Source organism: Streptomyces sp. P9-A2 (assembly GCF_036634175.1).
In the GTDB taxonomy this organism is placed as follows: domain Bacteria; phylum Actinomycetota; class Actinomycetes; order Streptomycetales; family Streptomycetaceae; genus Streptomyces; species Streptomyces pratens.
This window is the reverse complement of record NZ_JAZIFX010000001.1, coordinates 8,197,801-8,220,738: the sequence shown is the minus strand read 5'-3', so window position 1 is coordinate 8,220,738 and position 22,938 is coordinate 8,197,801. Positions and strand designations below refer to the sequence as shown.

At 67.2% G+C, this 22,938-nt stretch carries 17 protein-coding genes and 3 pseudogenes; 13 read left to right on the top strand and 7 right to left on the bottom strand.

The annotated features are described in order from the left end of the window. Positions 1 to 188: 188 nt before the first annotated feature. The 9 genes and pseudogenes from V4Y04_RS36840 to V4Y04_RS36805 form a co-directional block, all read left to right on the top strand. Positions 189 to 969, top strand: a pseudogene (locus V4Y04_RS36840) (ISAzo13 family transposase); the annotation flags it as partial. 467 nt (positions 970 to 1,436) lie between these two features. Next, positions 1,437 to 1,685 (top strand): hypothetical protein, encoded by a 249-nt coding sequence (locus V4Y04_RS36835; protein ID WP_332432611.1) that lies wholly within the window; start codon positions 1,437 to 1,439, stop codon positions 1,683 to 1,685. 560 nt (positions 1,686 to 2,245) lie between these two features. Continuing rightward, entirely contained in the window at positions 2,246 to 4,816 is a 2,571-nt protein-coding gene (locus V4Y04_RS36830; protein WP_332432610.1) for a Pls/PosA family non-ribosomal peptide synthetase, read from the top strand. Between the two features lie 132 nt (positions 4,817 to 4,948). Beyond that, a complete protein-coding gene (locus V4Y04_RS36825) occupies positions 4,949 to 8,239 on the top strand; it encodes a non-ribosomal peptide synthetase (RefSeq protein ID WP_332432609.1) in 3,291 nt (1,096 codons plus the stop codon). Between the two features lie 36 nt (positions 8,240 to 8,275). Further along, positions 8,276 to 9,283: a TauD/TfdA family dioxygenase gene (locus V4Y04_RS36820; protein WP_332432608.1), complete on the top strand. Its 1,008-nt coding sequence runs from the start codon at positions 8,276 to 8,278 to the stop codon at positions 9,281 to 9,283. Then, on the top strand, positions 9,280 to 10,350 hold the full coding sequence (gene sbnB / locus V4Y04_RS36815) for a 2,3-diaminopropionate biosynthesis protein SbnB (protein WP_332432607.1): 1,071 nt from the start codon (positions 9,280 to 9,282) through the stop codon (positions 10,348 to 10,350). The genes V4Y04_RS36820 and sbnB overlap by 4 nt, the downstream gene beginning before the upstream one ends. Positions 10,351 to 10,391: 41 nt before the next feature. Continuing rightward, positions 10,392 to 11,444 carry a 2,3-diaminopropionate biosynthesis protein SbnA gene (gene sbnA, locus V4Y04_RS36810; protein ID WP_332432606.1) on the top strand — a complete coding sequence of 351 codons (1,053 nt, stop codon included), beginning with the start codon at positions 10,392 to 10,394 and terminating at the stop codon, positions 11,442 to 11,444. Positions 11,445 to 11,972: 528 nt separating this feature from the next. After that, a pseudogene (locus V4Y04_RS37985) lies at positions 11,973 to 12,212 on the top strand (SDR family oxidoreductase); the annotation flags it as partial. 44 nt (positions 12,213 to 12,256) lie between these two features. Further along, on the top strand, positions 12,257 to 12,391 hold the full coding sequence (locus tag V4Y04_RS36805; RefSeq protein WP_332432605.1) for an SDR family oxidoreductase: 135 nt from the start codon (positions 12,257 to 12,259) through the stop codon (positions 12,389 to 12,391). Positions 12,392 to 12,625: 234 nt separating this feature from the next. Here V4Y04_RS36805 and V4Y04_RS36800 read toward each other — a convergent pair whose 3' ends face one another. The 5 genes from V4Y04_RS36800 to V4Y04_RS36780 all read right to left on the bottom strand — a co-directional run bounded on the left by V4Y04_RS36800 (position 12,626) and on the right by V4Y04_RS36780 (position 18,960). After that, positions 12,626 to 13,615, bottom strand: coding sequence for an aldo/keto reductase (locus tag V4Y04_RS36800; protein ID WP_332432604.1), 990 nt, complete (start codon positions 13,613 to 13,615; stop codon positions 12,626 to 12,628). Between the two features lie 451 nt (positions 13,616 to 14,066). Then, positions 14,067 to 14,390 (bottom strand): hypothetical protein, encoded by a 324-nt coding sequence (locus V4Y04_RS36795; RefSeq protein WP_332432603.1) that lies wholly within the window; start codon positions 14,388 to 14,390, stop codon positions 14,067 to 14,069. A 615-nt stretch (positions 14,391 to 15,005) separates the two neighbouring features. Beyond that, positions 15,006 to 15,917 carry an endonuclease/exonuclease/phosphatase family protein gene (locus tag V4Y04_RS36790; RefSeq protein WP_332432602.1) on the bottom strand — a complete coding sequence of 304 codons (912 nt, stop codon included), beginning with the start codon at positions 15,915 to 15,917 and terminating at the stop codon, positions 15,006 to 15,008. Next, entirely contained in the window at positions 15,914 to 17,638 is a 1,725-nt protein-coding gene (locus V4Y04_RS36785) for an IS1182 family transposase (protein WP_332432601.1), read from the bottom strand. The genes V4Y04_RS36790 and V4Y04_RS36785 overlap by 4 nt, the downstream gene beginning before the upstream one ends. A gap of 107 nt (positions 17,639 to 17,745) precedes the next feature. Then, a complete protein-coding gene (locus V4Y04_RS36780) occupies positions 17,746 to 18,960 on the bottom strand; it encodes an RNA-guided endonuclease InsQ/TnpB family protein (RefSeq protein ID WP_332432600.1) in 1,215 nt (404 codons plus the stop codon). Positions 18,961 to 19,012: 52 nt separating this feature from the next. Between V4Y04_RS36780 and tnpA the strand changes: the two genes are divergently transcribed. Then, a complete protein-coding gene (gene tnpA / locus V4Y04_RS36775; protein ID WP_332432599.1) occupies positions 19,013 to 19,441 on the top strand; it encodes an IS200/IS605 family transposase in 429 nt (142 codons plus the stop codon). A 294-nt stretch (positions 19,442 to 19,735) separates the two neighbouring features. Here tnpA and V4Y04_RS36770 read toward each other — a convergent pair whose 3' ends face one another. Next, positions 19,736 to 20,383 carry a class I SAM-dependent methyltransferase gene (locus V4Y04_RS36770; protein WP_332432598.1) on the bottom strand — a complete coding sequence of 216 codons (648 nt, stop codon included), beginning with the start codon at positions 20,381 to 20,383 and terminating at the stop codon, positions 19,736 to 19,738. Positions 20,384 to 20,509: 126 nt separating this feature from the next. Between V4Y04_RS36770 and V4Y04_RS36765 the strand changes: the two are divergent. Further along, positions 20,510 to 20,878: pseudogene (locus V4Y04_RS36765) on the top strand (spore photoproduct lyase family protein); the annotation flags it as partial. 520 nt (positions 20,879 to 21,398) lie between these two features. On the opposite strand, the gene V4Y04_RS36760 reads toward V4Y04_RS36765, so the two are convergent. Continuing rightward, positions 21,399 to 21,941, bottom strand: a complete 543-nt coding sequence (locus tag V4Y04_RS36760; protein ID WP_332432597.1) for a 2'-5' RNA ligase family protein — start codon at positions 21,939 to 21,941, stop codon at positions 21,399 to 21,401. Positions 21,942 to 22,081: 140 nt separating this feature from the next. Between V4Y04_RS36760 and V4Y04_RS36755 the strand changes: the two genes are divergently transcribed. Beyond that, complete coding sequence (locus tag V4Y04_RS36755) at positions 22,082 to 22,336, top strand: HU family DNA-binding protein (RefSeq protein WP_332432596.1); 255 nt, start codon at positions 22,082 to 22,084, stop codon at positions 22,334 to 22,336. Between the two features lie 15 nt (positions 22,337 to 22,351). Then, entirely contained in the window at positions 22,352 to 22,738 is a 387-nt protein-coding gene (locus V4Y04_RS36750) for an SRPBCC family protein (RefSeq protein ID WP_443080151.1), read from the top strand. Positions 22,739 to 22,938 lie beyond the last annotated feature (200 nt).

Genomic DNA, 22,938 nt, shown 5'->3' with positions numbered 1-22,938 from the left:
CAGGGGTGACCGCGGTGGACGCATGCACAGAGATACTGCTCAACTGATCAGGCAACGGGCTTCCTTGGTCGTGCTGGTGTCGTAACCGCGTCACTACCAAGGGGCCCGTTCTCTCATGCCCGCGACCGCACCCGAACCTCCGTCCAGATGATCACCCGCTGCCGCTCGAACAAGATCCGGTTTGCCACAACGCACTCAGCCTGCAGAGCAACGCCAAGCCCCTGGAGGGCAAACAGCACCCCGACCGGAACACCCAGTTCCGCTGTCTCAACGAGCAGGCCCGCCATCACCAGGACGGTGGGCAGCCGGTGATCAGCGTGGAAACAAAGAAGAAGGAACTGGTCGGCCCCTTCAAAACAGCGGCCGTGAATGGCAGCCCAGAGGCGAGCCGGTGCGGGTCGACACCCACGACTTCCCCGACCTCGAACTGGGCAGAGCGGTGCCCTACGGCATCTACGACGTCGCCGCGAACACCGGCTGGGCAATGTGGGCACCGACCACGACACCGCCGCGTTCGCCGCCGAATCCATCCGCCGCTGGTGGAACAAAGCAGGACGAGACACCTGTCCCACGGCCGGCCGGCTGCTGATCACCTCCGACGCCGGCGGTTCCAACGGCTACCGCACCCGCACCTGGAAGATTGCGCTCGCCCGGTTCGCCGCCGAGTCCGACCTGACGATCACCGTCTGCCACCTGCCTCCCAGCACTTCGAAGTGGAACCGGATCGAGCACAGACTGCTCTCCCACATCGCCATGAACTGGCGTGGAAGGCCCCTGACCAGCCACGAAGTCATCGTCCAGAGCATCGCCGCGACCACCACCAAGTCCGGCCTGACCGTGCGCGCCGGACTCGACACCGACCAGTACCCCACCGGCATTCAGGTCGGCGACGAGGAGATCGCCGCCCTGCCCGTCACGAACTGCTCATCACCACCGACTTGGGGTGTTGAACCCGTACCAGAAGCTTCGAGCCGACCGTGAGAACGGCAGACCCTACCCCGCCCCACCCCCACTACCAGGACATACATGTCGCGATTCCGCTGACGCCCATCAGCCGCCATCCCGCCACTCACCCACACCCAAACATGTTGTCGAAAACAGGACAGGCAAGCGAAAGTGAGGTACCAAGGAATGAAGGCCGCGTCATGAGCAAACCCCGCTCTTGCGCAGAGGGCACAGTAAACACGAGGTGACTACCGGTACACGGCCACCTTCCCCTTCGCGCAGCGCCGTCTGCAGCGAACACCCGATTTCTCCCATCGCCTCGGTAGTGCAGTCAAATTTCCCCAAGGCCTCACTACCGGAAGGAGATCGTCATGCGTGCACAGAGGATCGCGGTCTCACTCGTGAGTCCGCTCGTCTTCGCAACCGCCTTTGCGCTCCCGTTAACCACGGTCTCGCAAGCCTCCGCTGCCGTTCCCCAGGCCGCGACCGCAGTGGCACCGGAGGCCGGCCAGGCTCTGGCGCCCACCTCAATCGCCGACTACCGGCGCGGCGTCCGCGACGGGCTCCGCGACGGGCTCCGCGATGGGCGCAGGGACGGTCGCCACTGCGACTACCGCGACAACTACGACGACCGGACCCGTCAGGGCAACCGTGACTACCGACGCGGCTACCGCGACGGATACAGGTCCGGGTACGACGTTGCGTACCGCCAGACGTCCAACCGGCACTGCCGCAGTTAGGTCCGCATTACGGCCCGCGGCAGAGTCATTCCGCCACAGCCTGCCTCCCCGTTGATGCGCAGGCGGTAGTCGAGAAGCACCTCGCCGTGCGTTTCCCGCGCATTTGCCGGCCGTCCGGGGCCGGAGGGGATCGAAATTTCCGTCACGCCCCCTCCGGAATGCCACAGCCGTTCGAGGAGTCGGGCGTTCCCCGCCCCCACCTCAACGTTGCACAAGACCAGGGCCCGAATCCGATGGGGGTCCTCACCACTTACCGCCGCATGTTTGGGGCGTCGCTTCTCAATCCGGGCGATCTCGGTCATCGCCTCGAGACCCACAGAATGACGAACGGCATCTCGGGAACCCATTCGGTCAATCCGGGCCGAGTAGAGAAACGACACCACAAGTTCTGTCTCAGTAACACGAACCTGCTCTGCATACCCGGCATCGAGGCCGTGGCAACCGAGCCCTCCGGCATCGACGACTCCTCGTGTCGCGCCACCGCGATCGAGTCGATGGGCCCCGCCGGTGGACAACAGAGGCCAGAACGTGATGGTTCCGTGAGTACTCAAGGAGCTTGCATGCTGAAGAAGTCTGCGGAGTCCCTGACGACCTTGCCGGATGAATCTGGAGCAACCAAGCACAGGACGCACAGCCCATCGAAAGAAAACAGCCTGTCGACAGACGCGGAAAGGGATCTCGCCGAGATACTCGCCGGCGTCCTGCACATCGAGCAGGTGCCGGTCGACAGTAATTTCTTCGATGACCTCGGCGCTAATTCATTGGTGATGGCGCAATTCTGTGCACGCGTCAGGAAGCGGGCGGATCTGCCGTCAGTGTCGATAAAGGACATCTACCGCTACCGGACGATCCGCAGCCTGGCGGCGGCGCTCACCGATGCCGGAACCGGTATCGCTGTCACAGCCGCCCCCGTCAGCCCGCCGGACCCAGCATCCTCGGAGGCCGTGACTCCAATCGGTACGCTGCAGTACATCCTCTGCGGAACGCTACAGTTCCTGCTTTTCCTAGGATATTCTTTCCTCGCTGCAATTCTCGCCGCACATGGTTATGCTTGGATATCCGCCGGCTCGAATGTGACGGACATCTACCTGCGATCGGTCATCTTCGGCGGTGCCGGATTCCTCGGCATGTGCACTTTCCCGATCGTGGCCAAATGGATCCTTATCGGCCGGTGGAAAGAGCGCGCGTTCCCGGTCTGGGGTCTGACTTATCTGCGCTTCTGGACCGTCAAGGTGCTACTCCACGCCAACCCAATGGTCCTCTTCGTCGGCAATCCCCTTTATGTGCTCTATCTACGGGCACTCGGCGCACGCATCGGCACAGATGTCACGATCCTCTCGCGCAACGTTCCGGTCTGCACCGACCTGCTCACGATCGGCGCCGGTACAGTGATCCGCAAGGAGTCGTTCTTCCTTTGCTACCGGGCGCACGCCGGCCGTATTCAGACGGGCCCGGTCACTCTTGGCCGGAACGTTTTCATCGGTGAGAAGACCGTGCTCGACATTGCCACGTCGATGGGCGACGGAGCGCAGCTCGGTCATGCGTCATCACTGCACAGCCACCAGGCGGTCCCCGGCGACCAGCGGTGGCACGGATCTCCGGCTCAGCGCACTGAGCTCGACTATGTGCGGATCCCGCCGGCCAGGTGCGGCACTTTGCGGCGGGTCGGCTTCGGCCTCGCCACAGTGGGTCAGCTGTTCTTTCTCTCCGTGCCGTTGGCCGTCGGGGGCCTGTACATACTGTTGACAGAAGTCCCGTCGCTCAACGGCCGGCTGGAACAGGGCGGGGCAGGGCTCGTGTCGTCTGAGCTCTATGTCGACGCGCTGATCGTTTCCTGCATTCTATTCTTCAGCTTCGTCGTTGTGGGCATCTTCGTTCTGTTCACCGTGCCGCGCCTGTTGAATTTGTTCGTCAAGCCGGGCAAGGTATATCCACTGTACGGCTTTCATTACTCAATGCACCGGGCGATCGCACGCATCACCAACGTGAAGTTCTTCACCTGGCTCTTCGGCGACAGCTCCTACATCGTCCACTATCTGCGTGGCCTTGGGTACGACCTGTCCCAGGTGGAGCAAACCGGATCCAACTTCGGCACGGAAGTACAGCACGAGACCCCGTATCTGTGCTCTGTCGGCAGCAGCACAATGATCGCTGACGGCCTTTCGATCGTCAATGCCGACTTTTCGAGCACGTCTTTCCGGGTGTCCCATGCGTCGATCGGGCGGCACAATTTCCTCGGGAACAACATCGCGTATCCGTCTGGAGCGAAGACGGGCGACAACTGTCTCCTCGCAACGAAGGTGATGGTTCCACTCGATGGCGAGGTACGCGAGGGAGTGGGTCTGCTCGGCTCGCCGTGCTTCGAGATTCCCCGGTCGGTGGAGCGCGACCTGCGGTTCGACCACATGCGGGCCGGGGCCGAGTTGCACCGCAACCTCGCTGCCAAGAACCGCTTCAATATCCGGTCGATGGTCCTCTTCCTACTCGTACGGTGGTTTTTCCTCTTCGTCGTCACGGTACTCGCCCTCGCAGATGTCGAACTGTACGGATCCTTCGGATATGTGGCGATCGCGGCATTCCTGGTGGTCACTCTGGCATTCGCCCCCCTCTATTTCGTACTGGTGGAGCGTGCCATCGTGGCTTTCCGCGGGCTGCGACCGCAGGTGTGCTCCATCTACGACCCGTATTTCTGGTGGCACGAGCGTCTGTGGAAGGTTCCTGACGAATACCTCAACATCTTCAACGGCACCCCCTTCAAGAACGTGATCTGGCGGCTCCTGGGTGTTCGGCTGGGCAGCAGGATCTTTGACGATGGCTGCTATCTGACGGAGCGGATGCTCACCACCATCGGGAACGACTGCACTCTCAATGCGGGGAGCAAGATCCAATGCCACTCTCAGGAGGACGGCACCTTCAAGTCCGACCGCAGCACGATAGGAGACGGATGCACCCTCGGTGTCGGCTCCCACGTCCACTACGGAGTGACGATGGGTGACGGCTCAGTACTTGCACCCGACTCCTTTCTCATGAAGGGCGAGGAAGTCCCGCAGAACGCGCGGTGGGGTGGCAACCCAGCCACAGAGATGAGCGATGCCCCCGGTCAGCCGCCGGCACCGGCGCGGCAGGGGTAGCACAGGACCACCTTGGTCAGGCCGGCAGACCGGCCGGACAGCCCGGTCTGCCGACACCAACGACGACAGAGGAGCCGGTCTGGTCGGCGGCGACAGACAGGGTGGCCACGGCGAGTGGAGAGGGACTGATCGATGGCAACGCGAGTGGCGGACCAGGAATTCTGGCGCAGTGTGCTCGTCACCGGCGGATCCACCACGATCCCTCGGTGGACACTCCGTCCGATGACGGGCGTTGCCGAGCACGAGGCCACGATCTCGGACGACGTCATGAACGCCTTGCGCCGGTTGGCGAAGGATCTCACGATGCCTCTCGACTCCGTGATGCTGGCCGCGCACGCCAAGGTACTCGCCGCGCTGTCAGGCGAGCACGAGGTCACGACCGGCTACGTCGCAGAGGAGGGCGGCCGACCGTTGCCCTGCCGGCTGACGACCGCACCGACATCATGGCGGGCGCTCCTGGTCGACACCCATCGCGTCGCGTCGGAACTGCTGTCGCACAAGGACTTTCCGGTCGACGAACTCAGGCACGAGTTGGACCTCACCGAACCATCGGTCGAGACCGTCCTCGATCCGAATCCGGCCTTCGGTCCCTGCGCGACGGGCGTCACCGACGATCTCGCCGGAGACACCGTGCTGTGGATGGCGCTCTCGGAGCCCAACGGCCGGCCCACGCTGCGATTGCGGTACCGGACCGACGTACTCGACGCGGACTACGCCGCCAGGATCACCGGGTACCACCTCACCGCGCTCGCGCTCATCGCAGCGGATCCGGATACCGAGCACGCACGGCAGAGTCTGCTTTCCGACGAGGAACTCCGGTTCCAGCTCGAAGGACTGTCCGGACCGCGCCGTACCCTGCCGGACGCCCGGATGCACGAACTGTTCGAACAGCGGGTGAGGCTGCACCCGAATTCCGTCGCGGCCGTGCACGGCGACCGGGAGTGGACCTACCAGGAGCTCAACGCTCGTGCCAATCAGCTGGCACGAGCCCTGTTGGCGCGAGGGCTGCGACGCGAAGGTGTCGTCGCGGTGGTGACCGAGAGAAACCTGGACTGGATGGCCGCCGTCCTCGCGGTCTTCAAGGCCGGAGGCGTGTACCTGCCCGCTGAGCCGCGCTTCCCGGCCGATCGCATCGCGGCCATGCTCTCCCGCGCCGAGTGCGGGCTCGTGCTCACCGAACCCGGAAGCACCGAATCGCTCGACCAGGCCCTGGACTCGCTACCAGGAGTCCGGAAGCTCTTCATCGGCACGGCCTACGACGAGGGCGGTCGCGACGACGACCTGGGCATCACCGTCACACCGGACCAACTCGCCTACATCTACTTCACCTCCGGCTCTACCGGAGAGCCCAAGGGCGCGATGTGCGAACACGCGGGCATGCTCAACCACCTCTACGCCAAGATCGAGGACCTGGAACTCGACGTCGGCGAGGGACAGGTCGTCGCCCAGACCGCCCCGCAGTGCTTCGACATTTCGCTGTGGCAACTGTTGTCCGCCCTCCTGGTGGGCGGGCAGACCCTGCTGGTCGAGCAGGAGGTGGTCCTGGACGTCCAGCGGTTCGTCGACAGGATCGCCCGCGGTCGGGCCGCCGTGCTCCAGGTCGTGCCGTCGTACCTCGAAGTCGTCCTGACGTATCTGGAGCAGCACCCGCGCGAGCTGCCCGGCCTGCGGTGCGTGTCTGTCACCGGTGAGGCGTTGAAGAAGGAGCTCACGCAGCGCTGGTTCGCGGCCGAGCCCGGCATCAAGCTGGTCAACGCCTACGGCTTGACCGAGACCTGCGACGACACCAACCACGAGGTCCTGGACCGGGTACCGGACCGCGAACGGGTCCCACTCGGTCCCCCCGTCAGCAATGTGCACGTCTACGTCGTCGACGAGCACCTGTCGCCGGTGCCGCTCGGCGCCCCCGGCGAGATCGTCTTCTCCGGTGTCTGCGTCGGCCGTGGATACGTCAACGACCCCGACCGCACCAAGCAGGCCTTCATGCCCGATCCGCACCGCGAGGGAGCCCGGCTCTACCGCAGTGGCGACCGCGGCCGTTGGCTGCCCGAGGGCAAGCTGGAGTTCCTCGGACGTCGCGACACCCAGGTCAAGATCCGTGGCTTCAGGATCGAGATCGGCGAGATCGAGAACACCCTGCTGCAGGTCCCCGGCGTCCGAGACGGGGCGGTGGTGGTCGTCGAGCGGCCCGACCGGAGCAAGCACCTTGTGGCCTTCTGCTCCGGTCCGACGTCGCTTCCCGTCGAGGACCTGCGGAACCGGCTGGGTGAGTCGCTGCCGGAGTACATGGTGCCGTCGGCCTTCCACTGGCGGGAGAGGCTGCCGCTGACCGCCAACGGCAAGACCGACAAGAGGGCACTGGCAGCACTCGTGGAGGAACCGGACGTCGTCGAAGACGACGAAAAGGGCACCCACGTGCCGGGGACGCCGACCGAGCAGCGGCTGGCGGCCGCTTGGGCCGAGGTGCTCGGCATCCCGCGGGATCAGATCGATGGACGGGCCCATTTCTTCGACCGAGGCGGCACATCGCTGTCAGCTGTACAACTGGTGATCGCCATGGACCGCGCGGTGTCGCTCAAGGACGTGACCCGGCATCCGGTCCTCGCCGATCTGGCCGCGCTGGTCGACGGCAGGGCCGATCGGCGTTCCGGGCTGCTTCAGTCGCTGTGCGAACCGGCCGGTGCGCCGACCGGTGCCCTGGTGTGCTTCCCCTACGCCGGCGGCAACGCGGTGAACTACCAGCCGATGGCCAAGGCGCTGCAGGGCAGTGGGATCGCGGTCTACGCCGTTGAGCTGCCCGGCCATGACGTGGCCGCCGAGAGCGAGCTTTTCGCGTCGATGGCAGATGTGGTTGCTCAGGTCGTCGCCGAGATCACCGAATGTGGCCTGCGTGGAGTCCTGTTGTGGGGGCACTCGTCGGGAGCGGCTTTCGCCGTGGAGACGGCCAGGCAGCTGGAAGATCGCGGGGTGGGAGTCCAACGGGTCTTCATCGGCGCGCAGTTGCTCGGCAACGCCGCTGACCGGCGCGACGCCGTCACTGAGCTGACCGGGTTGAGCGACGCCGAGATCGCCGCGAAGCTGAGTGCGGACAGCGGCTACGCCGAGCTCCATGAGCTGGATGCGCAGCGCGCCGAGCACATCGGTGCGGCCTACCGGCACGACTGCGTGTCCGCACACCGCTATTTCGCAGATCTCCTGGACACTCCCCCGGCGGTGAAGTTGTCCGTGCCGGTCACCGTGGTCGTCGCCACCGACGATCCGATCACAGCTGATCACCCTCGACGCCACCGCGACTGGGAGTTCCTTTCGGTCCACGTCGACCTGCAGGAACTCGCCGAGGGTGGCCACTACTTCCTGCGCAGCCGTCCGTCCGAGACAGCGCAGGCCGTGCTGCGCACCGCCGAACCACCGCCTGCTTCCTGAGCGGCACACACAGCTGCACACTGAAAGGAAAACAGGATGTCCTCCATATACCCGGCGCCGCTGCTCGACGAGGTCGAAATCCGATCTGGCCGACCTCCGATAGTGCGGGCCGAGATCACCAGCGACGCGACGCGCTGGACAGCCGAGCACCGAGAGGCGCTGCGCGCCGTCGTCGCCGAGCATGGCTGCGTCCTGATCCGCGGCCTCGGGCTGCGCGATGTGGCCGGGGCCAGTGCCGTCTTCGAGCAGCTGAGCACCAGGCTGATGGCCGAGAGGGAGGCCTTCGCACCCCGGCGGATCTATGCCGACGGTGTGTACTCCTCGGCGCAGTGGCCGCCGAGCCAGCCGATGTGCATGCATCATGAACAGAGCTACGCGCTCGAGGTCCCCGGCCTGATGCTGTTCGTCTGCCTCACTGCGCCCCACCAGGGCGGGGCGACCGGAGTGGCCGACGCGGCGACCGTGCTCGAGGAACTGCCCGCCGCGTTGACCGAGCGGTTCGAGCGGGAGGGTTGGCTGCTCACCCGAAGCTACAACGACGAGATCGGGTCGTCCCTCATCGAGGCGTTCGGCACCGATGAGCGGGGCGCTGTCGAGAATTATTGCCGAGCCAACGCGATCGAGTTCGCATGGCAACCCGACGGGGCCCTGCGCACCAGGCAGCGCCGCAACGCCGTGATACGTCATCCGGTCAACGGGCTGCGCTGCTGGTTCAATCAGGTCGCGTTCCTCAACGAGTGGACACTGGCCCCCGAGGTCCGTGAGTACCTCGTCGAGGTCTACGGCGCCGACGGACTGCCGTTCAACACCCGTTTCGGAAGCGGCGACCCGATCGGCGAGGACGTGGTGCAACTGCTCAACAAGATCTACGAGGCCAACACCGCACGCGAGCCGTGGCAGCCCGGCGATCTGATGATCGTCGACAACCTACGCACCGCGCACAGCCGGGAGCCCTTCGAGGGACCGCGCGACGTGCTCGTCGCGATGGCCGACCCGGTGCGACTGTCCGACTGCTCGCCGACCTTCGAGGTGACCGCCCGATGACCAGCGTCCCCACCACCGTGACGGCGTCCGCAACAAGTGAACCGCACACCGTGCGACCCTTCGCGGTGATCTCCGGTGCCCAGGTCCAGCAGGTGTTGGAGGGGCGCGAGAAGCAGATCGTCGAGTTGGCCGAGTCCATCTACCGGCTGCACGGCGCCGGTGACTCGGTGAACCCACCGTCGTACTTCCTGCGTTTCCCCGACCGCCCGACCTCCCGGATCATCGCGCTGCCGGCCTCGATCGGCGGGCACGTACGGGTGGACGGCGTAAAGTGGATCTCCAGTTTCCCGGAGAACGTTCAAGCCGGCATCCCGAGGGCGTCCGCCGTGCTGATCCTCAACGACCAGGAGACCGGTTACCCGTTCGCCTGTCTGGAGAGTTCCATCATCAGCGCCACCAGGACGGCCGCGTCCGCGGTGTTGGCCGCGGATCGGCTCAGCCGGGACCGGCCACGGCCCACGCGCGTCGGGTTCTTCGGGACGGGCCTGATCGCCCGCTACATCCACACGTTCCTGGCCGGCAACGGCTGGTCGTTCGACGAGACAGGCGTACACGACCTGTCCGCCGACAGCGCGGCAGGGTTCCGCCGCTACCTCGAGCAGTCGGGCACCACCGGCCGGATCGTGGTGCACCACAGCGCCGAGGAGCTGATCCGTGGCAGCGACCTGGTGGTCTTCGCCACCGTCGCCAGTGAGCCGCACGTCAGCGACCCTACGTGGTTCTCGCACAATCCCGTGGTTCTGCACGTGTCCCTGCGCGACCTCGCGCCGGAGATCGTTCTCGCCTCGACCAACATCGTGGACGACGTCGAGCACTGTCTGAAGGCTGACACCTCGCCGCATCTGGCCGAGCAGCTCACGGGCAACCGGGACTTCCTGCAGGGCACGTTGGACGACGTGATGGCCGGGCGGGTGACAGTGCCGACGGGCCGACCTGTGGTGTTTTCACCCTTCGGCCTCGGGGTGCTCGACCTCGCGGTCGGCAAGTACGTCTACGACGAAACGGCCCGCTCAGGAAAACTGCACGTCGTCGACGACTTCTTCCACGAACTGCGCCGCTACGGATAACCGTCCGAGAGTGCCCTGCCGCAGATGAGGAGGAGGCCGTCGTGCCCGTCATATCCGTTCCCTACGCCTTCAACGAGTCCCAGCTCTATGTCGACCTCGAGCCCATCTTCGGGCACTCCCTGTTCCTGAAGTGTGAGGGCTTCAACTTCGCCGGCTCGATCAAGCTGAAGGCCGCAACCGAGATGGTGGAGACCGCCGAGCGAGACGGAGACCTCAAGCCGGATTCGATCCTGGTCGAGTCCTCGTCCGGCAACCTCGGCGTAGCGCTGAGCATGATCGCGGCGAGCAAGGGCTACCGGTTTCTGTGCGTGACGGACTCCCGCTGCAACCTGTCGACCAGACTCCTGATGGAGGCACTGGGCAGCCGGGTGCACACCATCGCCGGCTTGGACGCGAAAAGCGGCTTCCTGGGCGCGCGGATCGACTACGTCCGTGCGCTGTGCGATTCCGATGACCGGTACGTGTGGCTCAGTCAGTACACCAATCCGAACAACTGGAAGGCGCACTACCGCAAGACGGCGCCGGAGATCGCCCAGCACTTCCCGCACCTGGACGTACTGTTCGTCGGCGCCGGCACCACCGGAACTCTGATGGGCTGCGCACGCTACTTCCGCCAATGGCACCGGCCTGTACGGATCGTCGCGGTGGACAGCGTCGGTTCGGTGACCTTCGGTGGTACGCCTGGCCGCCGCATGATACCCGGGCTCGGCATGAGCATGCCTCCACCGCTACTCGACGAGTCCTACGTGGACGAGGTGATACGCGTCGAGGAGACGGACACCATCCGCGCGTGCCATCGCCTGGCCAAACGCGGATTCCTCTTCGGCGGCTCCACCGGCACGGTCGTCAGCGGCGCGATGCGTTGGCTGCACGACCATGACACGCGTGAACTCACCGCGGTGGCCATCGCCCCGGATCTCGGCGAGCGCTATCTCGACACCATTTACCAATCCAACTGGCTGCACGATCTTTACGGCGAGGACCTGCTCGACTCCGATGAAACGACTGACGGTCCTTGGGCAGCCGGCCCCGTGCCCACACTCCAGGGGAGCCTCCCACCACACCCGCCCGCAAACCGGCGACGGCGGCGGTAACGGCCTCAGCACCAAGGCCGAGAAGCGCAGGTGTTCTGCCCGCACAGGGGCACGGCAACCGCACGGTTCCATGCCCCCTGGCCACCCGGGCACTACTCCTTCTCCGCCCTCGACTCAAAGAATCACGCAGTACGCCCGACCCGACCTGTTTTGGCAGAGAGGGTCCGGACCGTGGGACCGCCTCGACACCGGCGGAGCGAGTCCGAGCCAGGACGCCACCGCTCCTCCGAGACGGGCGTCACCGACACCCTCCCCGCACGACCGGCTCACGCGTCTCGGCGGCTCGCGAGGCGAGAAAGCCCGCCACCCCGGCTCTCATGATCAGCGGTGCCGGCCACAAGGGCCACCCAGGGGGACTTCGTGCGCCTGCACCCAGATGGCGGCAGCGGCCCTCAAGGCAATACTTGGCTGGCCACTTAACGCGTGCCACTCTTATGTGGCCAGCCACGCAAATGCCTCTCGCCGACCGCCCACCGCGCAGAACGTACGCCGCAAGATCATGCTCACTGGCTTGGGGCTTCACCCCGGATGTACCAGGTGAACGTCCGTGGCACGTTCGCAGCCATCCAGGAAGCGGCCAAACACATGCTCCCAGGAGGACGTGTCATCACCACCGGTAGCGTCTTCGCCGACCGCGCCCTCTTGGGCGGCATGATCGGATACGTCACGACCAAGGCAGCTCTGGCGGGCCTCACCCGCTCACTCGCCCGGGAACTGGCTCCACGGGTAACCACCGTCAACATCATCCGACCCGGCGCCGTCGACACCGACCTCAATCCGGCCGATGGCCCGGCGGCCCGGCGGCCGCCACGATGCTCCCGGCCACTCCCCTGGGCCGCTACGGAACCGCGTCCGAGATCGCCGGTCTCGTCACGTACCTGGCCAGTCCCGGCGCCGCTTTCATCACCGGAGCCACCATCACGGCCGACGGCGGCTTCAGCACCTGACGCTTCCTCCGGCACGTCACGCCACGGGCCTTTGGGTCTGAACCGCCGCATCGCGCCGTTGAGCTGCCGCCGCGGGTCAGGGATCGGACCGCGCTCACCCACCGGCAAGAACGGCTCGGCCGACTCCCACTCGGCATCCGAGAGATCACCACGCGCCGCCCCCGACAACCACCAGGCCCGGCCTCCCGCACACCGGCGAATCCGGAAACCAGTGATCCGAACCTGGAACAGCCCCTAGCGATTGACGGCTCGCATCCCTGCCTCGTCGTACCGCTCACCCGCAGCCTCGGGCAGCTCGGCATCGATGCGGGCCAGGTCGTCCTCGGTCAGCGCGATGTCGACCGCGGCGGCGTTCTGTTCCAGATAGGTGCGGCGCTTGGTGCCCGGAATCGGCACCAGGGCCTCGCCCCGGGCCAGCACCCAGGCGATGGCCAACTGGGCCGGGGTCACCTCCTTCTCGGCGGCGATCTCCTTCACCTTTGCCGCCAGCCGGAGGTTCGCCTCCAGATTGGCGTCCTGAAAACGCGGGTTCTCGCGGCGCCAGTCGTTCGCGTCCAGCTCGTCCGGCGAGGTGAACCGCCCGGCGAGAAAACCGCGGCCGAGTGGCGAGTACGGCACGAAGCCGATGCCCAGCTCCCTGCAGGCGGGCAGCACCTCGGCCTCCACATCCCGTGACCAGAGCGAGTACTCGCTCTGCACCGCAGTTATCGGGTGCACGGCGTGGGCACGCCGGATGGTCTCCGCACTCGCCTCACTCAGGCCGATGTACCGCACCTTTCCCTCGGCGACCAGCTCGCCCAGCGCGCCGGCCGTCTCCTCGACGGGTACGTTCGGATCGACCCGGTGCTGGTAGTACAAGTCGATGCGGTCGGTCCCCAGACGCTTCAGGGAACCGTGGACCGAACTCCGGACGTGCTCGGCCGAGCCATCCTGCGGGCCGACCGTGCTGATGTCGCCGGGCACGGCGTTGTCCATCCGGTAGTTGAACTTCGTCGCGATCACGTACTCGTCGCGACGCCCTCTGATCGCCTCACCGACGAGCGACTCGTTGGTGAGCGGCCCATACATCTGTGCGGTGTCGAGGAAGTTCACCCCGAGGTCGAGGGCACGCCGGACGGTCGCGATCCCCTCCTCCCGATCGGCGGATCCGTAGAAGGCGGACATGCCCATACACCCCAGGCCGATGGCCGATACCTGGAGGTCCCGCAGATTGCGCTTCTGCATGCCGTGTCCCCACCTTTCCCTGCACATTTGTTCGTCGTTCGGACGGTACGAAGCCCTCCCTCCATCTAGCGACACATTCCACCGCCCGGCATCCCGTGAGAGAGACACCGGGCGCCACCGGCTTCACGGCGGCGGGTACGCGGTCGATCGCCATACTTCCGATCACCTGGTCCGGGCCGGGTCGCGGGCGTACTCGGGCCGGGAGCGACTCTGCGACGGCGCGTACGGAGAAACCCGCCAGAACGCCGCTCAGCGCACCCGGTGCAGGACGCGCCAGAACGTGGACGTTTCGCGTTTTCTTCTTGTCGTCGGCCGCATGCCGGCCCGCCGCCCTGCGCGTACCCCATGCACTCGGCATACCGCAGGGATCATGGGCCGCCGGCCCTCCGGCACCACGCTTTGAAGGTCGGTGAGTGGTGTCCTCCGCGTCGGCCTCTGTCGTACGAAGGCCTCAGTTCTGCGCGTCCGCGTCGAGGTGGGCAAGCCCTCGTTCCCAACGTCGGCGGCGCTCGTCCCCGGGTTGGTCCCACCACGGGGTGCCGCGTTCCCCCAACGCGACCTTTGCCCGGTTCACGCGTGCGCGCGCCGTCCGCTCGGCCTTCGGGTCACCCGCGGTCGTCGCGGAGCGCACCTCGCGGCGGGCGGACATGAGGTGACGTCGGAGACGGGCGGCGATCTCTTCGGGGACGGACGGATCGGTCGCCCGCCATTTCCGTCCCTTGATGACGACGAAGTGTCCGTCGGGGGTCTTCTCCGGTGGTTGGTGCGCTTCCACACGGACGATTCTGCCCGCTCGGCCACGCTCCCACCCCCGCCCCCGGGCCGACCGGCTGCTCGCGTCCGTCGTCGCCCCCCTGCACGAAAGAACCACCACCCCCTACGAAGCGGTTGTCCCACTCGCATCATTCCTGCTCTGGGCAAGATCTACTTGAAGGCGGACCCCATTGGGTGGGTTGAAGGGCCTGGGTACCGGGAGTTCGGCCTTCGGCAGAGTTCTGCGACGTGTGCGGAGCCACGGTTACGGTTCGCGAGCCCATCGCCGACCGCCAGGAAGCGACGGAGGGCCGAGGCCGCCTCCTGCTCCCAGCGGAAGCGACACGGCAGAGCAGTACCTGCGCCGCTCGCCCATGCGCTCGGCGCCCCGTCGCCTGCACGGCCCCGGGCGTATGAGCGGAGCCGGTGCCGTGCGAAGGGCGAGGCGGGCGCCGTCGCCACCGTCGGTCACGTTCTTGCGCAGCTCGGTGATAACGATGTGCGGTCCCGGCATGCTGGGCAACCGGGCGTCCGGCACGGCCCCGGATCTTTTGCGGGAGCCTCCGGCCGGGCGGTGATGGCGCTGGGCGAGCCACGAAGGTCCGGGCCAGGCGGAGTGGACCGTCGGCTCTCGGGATCACCGGCCGAGCCGGCCGGGATCCCCACCTGAAGTTGTGTCCAGGTCGGTGTGCAGCAGGTGGTGGTCCGAGTGCGGGGTCGGATGCACACGGTGCTCGAGCGGGACGATGCCTCGCAGGAAGATGTAGTCGAACTTGCTGTGCCAGTCGGTGGTCGGCTTGCACTCACCGGCGGGTGAGGAACGGCACTGGGGGTCCGTATCCGCGGCCAGGGCCCATATCCCGGTGAGTTCGGGGGCGTTCGGTACGGCGTTGAAGTCGCCGAGAACGATCGCGCGGTCGTGGCGGGCGACGTCTGCGGCGAGGACGCCGGTCTGGTCCGCTCGGACTTCCTCTTGACGTCGTTGCGCAAGGTGCGTGTTGAAGACCCGGACGGGCCGGCCGCCCACAGTGGTGGTGACTGCCATGTACCCACGGTCTTCGGATCCGCCGTCGGGGTATTCCACGTTGACGGGGTCCGTCATCGGTGCTGCCGAGAGAACCGCCTGGCCGAAGGCCCCCGGACTCCACGGCACTCCGCCGCAACGGCCCCAGTTCCGGAGAACCGTTCCGTACTCGATGTGGTAAACCAACCCGTAGAGGTTCTCCAGATGGTCCCGGATCCTCTCGACGTCACGCACGCACGCTTCTTGCAGACCGACGACCTGGGGCGCATACGTGGCGATCTCCGCCGCCCGGTCAACGTTGTTTCCCTCACAGGGGTTGCAGATGTTCCACGTCATGACCCGGTTCGGTACGACATCCTTGACTGCTTCGACGGGCAGTGACCCGGCGAAGGGGGCACCGCTCGGTGCACTGGGGCCGATGAGCACCATGCAGGTCACGATCAAGGCGCCTGCGAGCACATGCGTGCCTCTGCTGAGCACCGTCGCCTCCTCACAGTGAATACCCGTGGCATCTGACGTCTTCAAGCATGAGGTTGTGACTCCTCCACCACCTTCAGGACTCCGTTGGGAAATCCGCATAGCGGCTGGGGCCAGGCTGCCAGGTCGAGTGCGGCCAGGTGTGAGGTGCGGGTCTGGCCGAGGGGTGTGCCGTTGAGCCAGGTGTCGAGGCGGATGAGGTTGATCGCGGTGGCGGCAAGTACGTTACCGAGGTGGGTCTTGGGCAGCCCGGTGTAGCGGGTGCGGCGGATACCGGTGCTTCGTACCGCTTGCGAGATGGTGCCCTCGACGCCTGCCCGGACGTCGTAGCGGACCTTCCATTCCTCGGTCTGCTGATCGATGCGTCGCTGTTCCAGGATCTGCTGCTGCTTGCGGGGCAGAAGTGTCAGGCTGCGGCCGTATTTGCCGTTCGCGGCCTTGGTGCACTGGGCTCGGGCCGGGCATGGATTGCAGTCCTGGAGCGCGAAGTGCACCCGGGTGATCGGGGTACCGCTGGCTTTGCGCTGGTCGGACCAGCTGATGCTGACCGCTCCCTGCGGGCAGGTGACCTTCCTCGCGTCCCAGTCGACGGCGAAGGCGCTCTGGGGGATGTGCTCGCCCTCGTGGCGCTCATGGACCGTGTCCGCTCCGACGGGGCCGAGCAGGTCGATCCCGTGCTCGTCGCGGGCGGTGACGATGTGGGCGGCGGTGACGTAGCCGGCGTCCACCGCGTGCTCGCCTGGCAGTAACTCCCGTGCGGCCAGGCCCTGGTGGACAGCCTCGGTCATTTCGGTGTCCGTGACCGTCGCGTCGGTGGTGGCCACGTGGGTGATCAGATGCGGGGTGCCCGGATCGCAGGTCTCGCTCAGGTGGGTCCTGTAGCCGCACCAGCCCGAGCCGCACTTGGTCCCGTAGCGGGCGTCGGTGTCGTAGGGCGAGGACAGGCGTTCTCTGCCCGGCGGGAGATCCTTGCCCTCCCGCCGGCGCACCCCCTCGCCGTCGCGGTGGTACTGCTCCACCCAGGCCCGGCGCAGGACCTGGACGGCCGGGACCTCCCGCAGCCAGCCCGGCACGTCGGGTGCGAAGACCGCCCCCAGGACGGTGAAGCCGTCCCGGCCGACCTGCTCGGCCCACTCCTGGCGGACGTTGTCACCCTTGGGGAAGCGGTAGGAGTCGACCCGCGCACCGTAGCGCTTGACCCAATCGGCGTTGACCAGCGAGGACAGCCACTGTGGCGCTGCTGCCGCCAGGGCCTCCAGGGCCGCGCGCAGGGTCTCGCCGACAAACTCCATCCGGTTCAGCGTCCGTACCGTGGCCAGCACATGCGTGGAGTCGGTCCGCTGCCGTCCGCCCGCGCGCAGGAGCCCGAGCGCGGAGATCCGTTCCAGGACCAGGTCCAGGACCTTCTCCTCCATACCGTGCTCCGCCAGCCGGGCGCGGAAGCCGCTGAGCACCGAGAAATCGAACCCCGGGTCGTCCAGCTCCAGGCCAAGGAGGAACTTCCAGTCCATCCGGGCCCGGACCTGGTCAGCGGCCTGCCGGTCGGTGAGCTTCTCGGCGTACTGCAGCACCGACACCAACGCCAGCGCCCCGGGCGAGACCGCCGGCCGCCCCCGCGAGGGAAACGCCTTCGCAAAGGACTCGTCCTCGAACAGCGGACCAAGCGCCTCACGGATGCGGACCGCCAACGTCCCCTTCGGGAACGAAGCCCGCACCACCCGCGCGGTCAGCTCCGGCACCCCGCGATCCGCCCACGACTCCAACGACATCCAGCCCCACCCTCGATCGACGAACAGACCGAGCATCGCAGCCCGGACGACTCGTTATCGCCGCTATGCGGATTTCCCAACGGAGTCCTGAAGGTGGAGGCTTCTCGCTATGCCGGGTTGGCGTCGCGACGGACCAGCCCGGCCCGTAGAACGTTGAGTGCGCCCACCGTGTCCGCGTGCGCGTGGTGGCCGCACGAGACGCAGTGAAACTTCTCCTGGGTGGGCCGGTTCTCCGCTGAGACGTGCCCGCACTGGGGGCAGGTCCGGGAGGTGTTGCGGGGGTCCACGGCGATCACTTCACGTCCGGCGCTTTCAGCCTTGGCGTGCAGGATCGTCAGGAACACCCCCCAGCCGGCATCCGAGATCGAGTGGTTGAGTCCGGCCTTCGCGGCGGCCCCGTTGGGCAGAAAGCCGCCCGGCCGGCCGGGGTCCGGCCTGGGCGCGGGGGCCCTGACCATGTTGCGGATCCTGAGGTCCTCGTGCGCGATGAGATCGTGTTCGCGGACCAGGTCCAAGGCGGTCTTGTGTGCGTGGTCGAGCCGCTGACGGCGCACCTTGCGGTGCAGGCCGGCCACCTTGTTCACGGCCCGCTGGTGGTTGGCGGTGCGCTTGTCCCGGCGCACACGCGGGAATCTGGCGAGGGCTTGTTGTGCGGCTTCGAGCCTGGTGGCGGCCTTGCGTCCGTGGCGCGGGTTGTCCACAAAGCCGCCGTTGGAGTCGGCGAGAAAGTTCGCAATCCCCATGTCGATGCCGGCCACGCTGCCGATCGCGGGCAGCGGCTCGGGCGGTGCCTGCTCGGCGGTCAGGATCACGTACCAGCGCTTGCCCTCACGCTTGACCGACACCGTCTTGGCCTTGCCGGCCACCGGCCGGTGCTGGTTGACCCTGACGTGGCCGACGCCCTGCAGGCGGACCCGGGTGACCGGGTCGTGCGGGGTGGAGTCCCAGCGGCAGCCGTCCCCGTCCTTGGGGAAGTCCACGGTGTCGAACCGGTTCACCCCACGAAAACGCGGATAGCCGGGCGTGTCACCGGACCTGACCCGACGGAAGAACGCGGCGAACGCCTTGTCCAGACGGCGCAAGGTGGCCTGCTGCGAGCTGAAGGACCAGCGGCCCTGCCGCCCGGGGTCGAACGCCCGGATCTCCTTGAGCTGCGCCGACTGGTCGCCGTACTTGACGCTGGTCTTCGGCGGGTGCCGGTAGGCGTCACGGCGTTCCTGCAGGGCCCCGTTGTAGAGGGAGCAGTGATCCCGCAGCATCTCGCCGAGCGCGGCGCCCTGGCCCGCGGTGGGCCGCAGGAGGAACTTGTACGCACGGATCAACCGGCCCGCCCCCTTTCCAGGTCGGCTCGCGTGATCACACTACCCTTGGCGTATGTCACCGCGCCGGGAAACAGACCCTCATGTACGCACCGGACGCCACGTCTCCTGCCACCTGCACGCACACTTGGTGTTTGTCACCAAATACCGCAAGGACGTCTTCGGTGACGCCATGCTCAAGCGGTGCGAGGAGATCATGCGGGAGGTGTGCGCCGGCTTCGAGACAGAGCTGCGGGAGTTCAACGGCGAACGTGATCACGTCCACCTGCTGGTGCACTACCCGCCGAAGACCACCCTGTCGAAGCTGATCAACAGCCTCAAGGGCGTCAGCTCCCGGTACCTGCGGGCCGAATACACCGGACGGATCAACCACATCGGGCTGGGCTCCCTCTCCTGGTCCCGGTCCTGCTTCGCCGGGTCGTGCGGCGGTGCACCGATCAGCATCGTCCGTCAGTACATCGAGGGCCAGAAGCGGCCTGCCTGACCGTCACCGCAGAGACGCAGCGGACTCCGGCGCTGCGCGCCTCCGGCCCGAGAATGCGTTTCCCTCCCCGGCTGAAGCCGGGGATACCCACACAAGATCCGGGATGTGCCCAGCCCCGGTGTCGCTCAAGCGCCAACAGGCCGATCTCAGCGATGAGTTCGGCGATCACATCGGACGTCATCCCTGTGTCCCGCCGGCTTCGGGTGATCGTTGCACATGCCCGGTTCCCCACCTCACGAACCATGACCGACGGTCATGGTCGCGACATGTCACCGCCGGCCATGCACGCGCTTGTCAGTCTTTACGGGCGAGCAGTTGAATCTCCTGGAACTGCCGTCGGTCGGTGGGCTGAGGCTCGCGAACCATCCGGGCCACCTCGGTCAACCCGGATCTGCGCAGCATCGCGGCGAGGTGATCAGGCCACCACCGATAGGCCGGGGCGACTGTGTGATCGAAGACCTGCGTCGGATGAGACGGATCATCGCTTGCCGAAAAGCCGATCAGAAGGTGACCGCCAGGTGCCAGCACGCGGTGCAACTCCGCCAGGATGGCGGGGAGTTCCTGCGGCGGAGTGTGAATGATGGACCAACGTGAGAGCGCGCCGCCCAGCAAGCCGTCAGCGATGTTCAACGCGGCCATCGAGCCCACGTCGAACCGCAGGCCCGGATAGGCCTGTCGGGCCAGCTCGATCATCGCGGGAGAGACGTCGACACCAAACGCCGCCAGCCCCAACTCGTCAAGGTGGGCGGTGACATGGCCGGGCCCACATCCCAGGTCCGCTACCTGACCGTCCCCACTCGCGCTTACCGCCTCGGCGAAGACACCCAAGATCGCGCGGTCCAGGGGGCTGTCACGCAGTGTGTCGCGGAACAACTGCGCATACGTGGGAGCAACAGCGTCGTAAGCCTCACGGGTGGAACTGAGGACATCGTGTTCGGCCATGCTCGCGACAGTAGTTCCTGACTCCGAGGCGAGCCGTGAGAATCACGATCTCCCCTCCGACCCGTTCGCCCGGGCTGTCGCCAGCCCCGGCTGTTCAGTGGAATGGGGTGAGCTGACGCCCTGACATCGGCCGACTGGATCGCCCCCGGCGCCTCCAACGGCTGCGCGATGGCCTGCGCCTACTGCTACGTGCCCCGCCGGAAGGGCTACGCCAACCCGATCACCCTGTTCACCAACATCGAGGCGATCGTCACCCACGTCCGGCGCCACGTACAGGCGCAGGGGCCCAAGCGGGAGCCCGACCAGTGCGCCTTCCAGGCCTGGATGTACGACATCGGCGAGAACGGCGACTGTTCCGTCGACGCCCTGGTGTGCGACAACACGGCCGACCTCATCGCCGCGTTCCGCCGACTGCCCACCGCGAAGGCGTCGTTCGCGACCAAGTTCGTCGAACAATGCCCGCAACGTCCGCTACGCCCGCGAGGTCAAGCGCGACGCCCTCACCCGCCTGCGGGAACTGATCGCGGCCCACGCCCCGTGGCTGCGGATCAGGTACGCGTTCTGACCGACCCGACGGCATGCCGGAGCACCGGGGTGATCACGTCCGGGACGCCGCCTCGCCGATCACTCCCGGGGGTCGGCACAGCGGCTTCGAACCCGTTTCGCGCGGCCCCGACCCTGGTCCGGGCCTGCCCGGTCCTCGCCGCACGCCCGGCTCCGCCCCGGTCCGGCTTCACCGCGGCGCCCGGCCCACGTTCGACCACGCCCAGAAGGACGGCCCGGCTGCCGTCGGGCTCGGGCCGGGCGGCGGGCCCCGGGCGGAAGCGGCGACATGGACTCGCGGCGGGCTCCGGGGTCGGAGACGGACGGCGGTCATGCCGCCGTCGGTGGCTCGGGCCTCCTGTGCGGTCTGCCGGCTCGTGGCGGGCGACCGGTGAGCGTCTGCGCGGTGGTGTTCGCGGATGCGGCCTGGGCCGTCGGCGTATGCAGCCCGGGGCCGTCGGGCGCGGGGGCATCAGGGACCCAGGCGTTCGATGGTGCGGGGGCCCGAGTCGTAGTGCCGGGCGGAGGTCCAGCACCCTGTCAGAATGCCGGGCAGTGCGTCGGACGTGCTGGGGAACAGCTCGTCGGGCGGCTCGGCCCGAACGGTGCCGCGACCGCGGCTGAGGGTGATGTGCGGGACCCAGTGCACAGGGTCGAGGAGAGGGTTCATGCTTCCGCTCCCCGGCGCGTCGCGCAGCGTCCGCCACACCGTTTCGTGCAGGCGCAACAGCGCTTCGTCGGGTCGGACCGCCCAGGCCAGCACCCTCGTCCGGCCGGAGAACCGTAGGGGTCCGTCGAGCCGCAGCGGGAGGGGAAGGGTCTTCGCGAAGGAGTGTTCCAGGTGGGCGTGTGTCCGGGGTGGAAGGTGGTCGGCCGTGGCGAGGGTCAGGTGGGGGCGGTTGGTCGGGTGGTGGTGGGTGGCGAGGCTGGGCAGGCCCGCGTCCTCGAGGCGGCGCCATACGTCTCGGACGGCCCGCTCGGTCGCGGGGTCGGGCAGCAGTTCCACACTGTGCACACGGGCAGCGTACGGTCGAGCGCCGCTGCGTGCGGGGCCGCTGTGACGGTGTCACGATGGTGGTGTCGGACAGCGGCGGCCGACCGGTCGGACGGGTTGCCGCTTCGCGGGATTTCATCGTCGAGGAGCGGGTGCGTCGTATGGACAGGTCCGGGCTGGTCGAGGCGGTCACACACAAGGCGGCGGACGGTGGTGATCTGTCCTTGGAACAGGTCGGCCGGGTCGTCGATGCCCTGTTCGGCACCATCGACCGGGCGGGTGCGATCGCCGAGGCGCTCAGGGCGGGGAAGACCGTCACCCTCACCGGTTTCGGCAGTTTCCACCAGGAGGACGGCGGGGCGGGCCTGCGGCCGGGCAAGGCCCTCAACGAGTTCGTCCACGGCCAGGTCGGCTGACCGGGTGCCGACCCGATGGCCGTCATGACCTTGCGGGCCGCGGGACCGGCCCCCGCCGAGGACGTCTGGTCGCGTTACGTCTCACCCGCCTGCTGGCCGGCGTGGTCGCCGCAGATCAGGGCGGTGCGCGTGGCCGGTGAGCGGATCGCACCAGGCATGCGGGGCGAGGTGGTCTCGCTGTTCGGTGCCACCGCGAGGTTCGTCGTGGAGTGCGTCGACGAGGAACGACGGCAGTGGACCTGGCGGGTCCGGCTCGGACCGGTACACATGCGACTGCGTCATGAGGTGTTCCCCCGGGCGGCCGGCTCGGCCACGACACTGCGGGCCGAGGGACCGGCCGTCGCCCTCGCGGCATACGCCGTCCCCGCCCGGTGGGCCCTGAGGCGCCTGGTCCGCGGGTGAACCCGCGGACGAGGGGCCGTCGACGGCCTCCGGGGAGAAGCCGAGGGCGTTCGCGTCGGTGCTCACACCTCGCACCGGTTCACGAACAGGCGCGAGTCTGTTCCTGCGATCCGCTCGCTGGGCGGATGCACCACGCCGGTGAGCACGGACAGGAAAACTGCGCCGTGCCGCCGTCGAAAACAGTCCAGCAGTTCGCCTCG

Bases quoted from the DNA above. Each gene is read 5' to 3' on its own strand.
- V4Y04_RS36830 (WP_332432610.1), top strand. From the start codon at position 2,246: ATGCTGAAGAAGTCTGCGGAGTCCCTGACGACCTTGCCGGATGAATCT.
- V4Y04_RS36825 (WP_332432609.1), top strand. From the start codon at position 4,949: ATGGCAACGCGAGTGGCGGACCAGGAATTCTGGCGCAGTGTGCTCGTC.
- V4Y04_RS36820 (WP_332432608.1), top strand. From the start codon at position 8,276: ATGTCCTCCATATACCCGGCGCCGCTGCTCGACGAGGTCGAAATCCGA.
- sbnB (WP_332432607.1), top strand. From the start codon at position 9,280: ATGACCAGCGTCCCCACCACCGTGACGGCGTCCGCAACAAGTGAACCG.
- V4Y04_RS36805 (WP_332432605.1), top strand. From the start codon at position 12,257: ATGCTCCCGGCCACTCCCCTGGGCCGCTACGGAACCGCGTCCGAGATC.
- V4Y04_RS36800 (WP_332432604.1), bottom strand. From the start codon at position 13,615: ATGCAGAAGCGCAATCTGCGGGACCTCCAGGTATCGGCCATCGGCCTG.
- V4Y04_RS36785 (WP_332432601.1), bottom strand. From the start codon at position 17,638: ATGTCGTTGGAGTCGTGGGCGGATCGCGGGGTGCCGGAGCTGACCGCG.
- tnpA (WP_332432599.1), top strand. From the start codon at position 19,013: ATGTCACCGCGCCGGGAAACAGACCCTCATGTACGCACCGGACGCCAC.
- V4Y04_RS36770 (WP_332432598.1), bottom strand. From the start codon at position 20,383: ATGGCCGAACACGATGTCCTCAGTTCCACCCGTGAGGCTTACGACGCT.
- V4Y04_RS36755 (WP_332432596.1), top strand. From the start codon at position 22,082: ATGGACAGGTCCGGGCTGGTCGAGGCGGTCACACACAAGGCGGCGGAC.
- V4Y04_RS36750 (WP_443080151.1), top strand. From the start codon at position 22,352: ATGGCCGTCATGACCTTGCGGGCCGCGGGACCGGCCCCCGCCGAGGAC.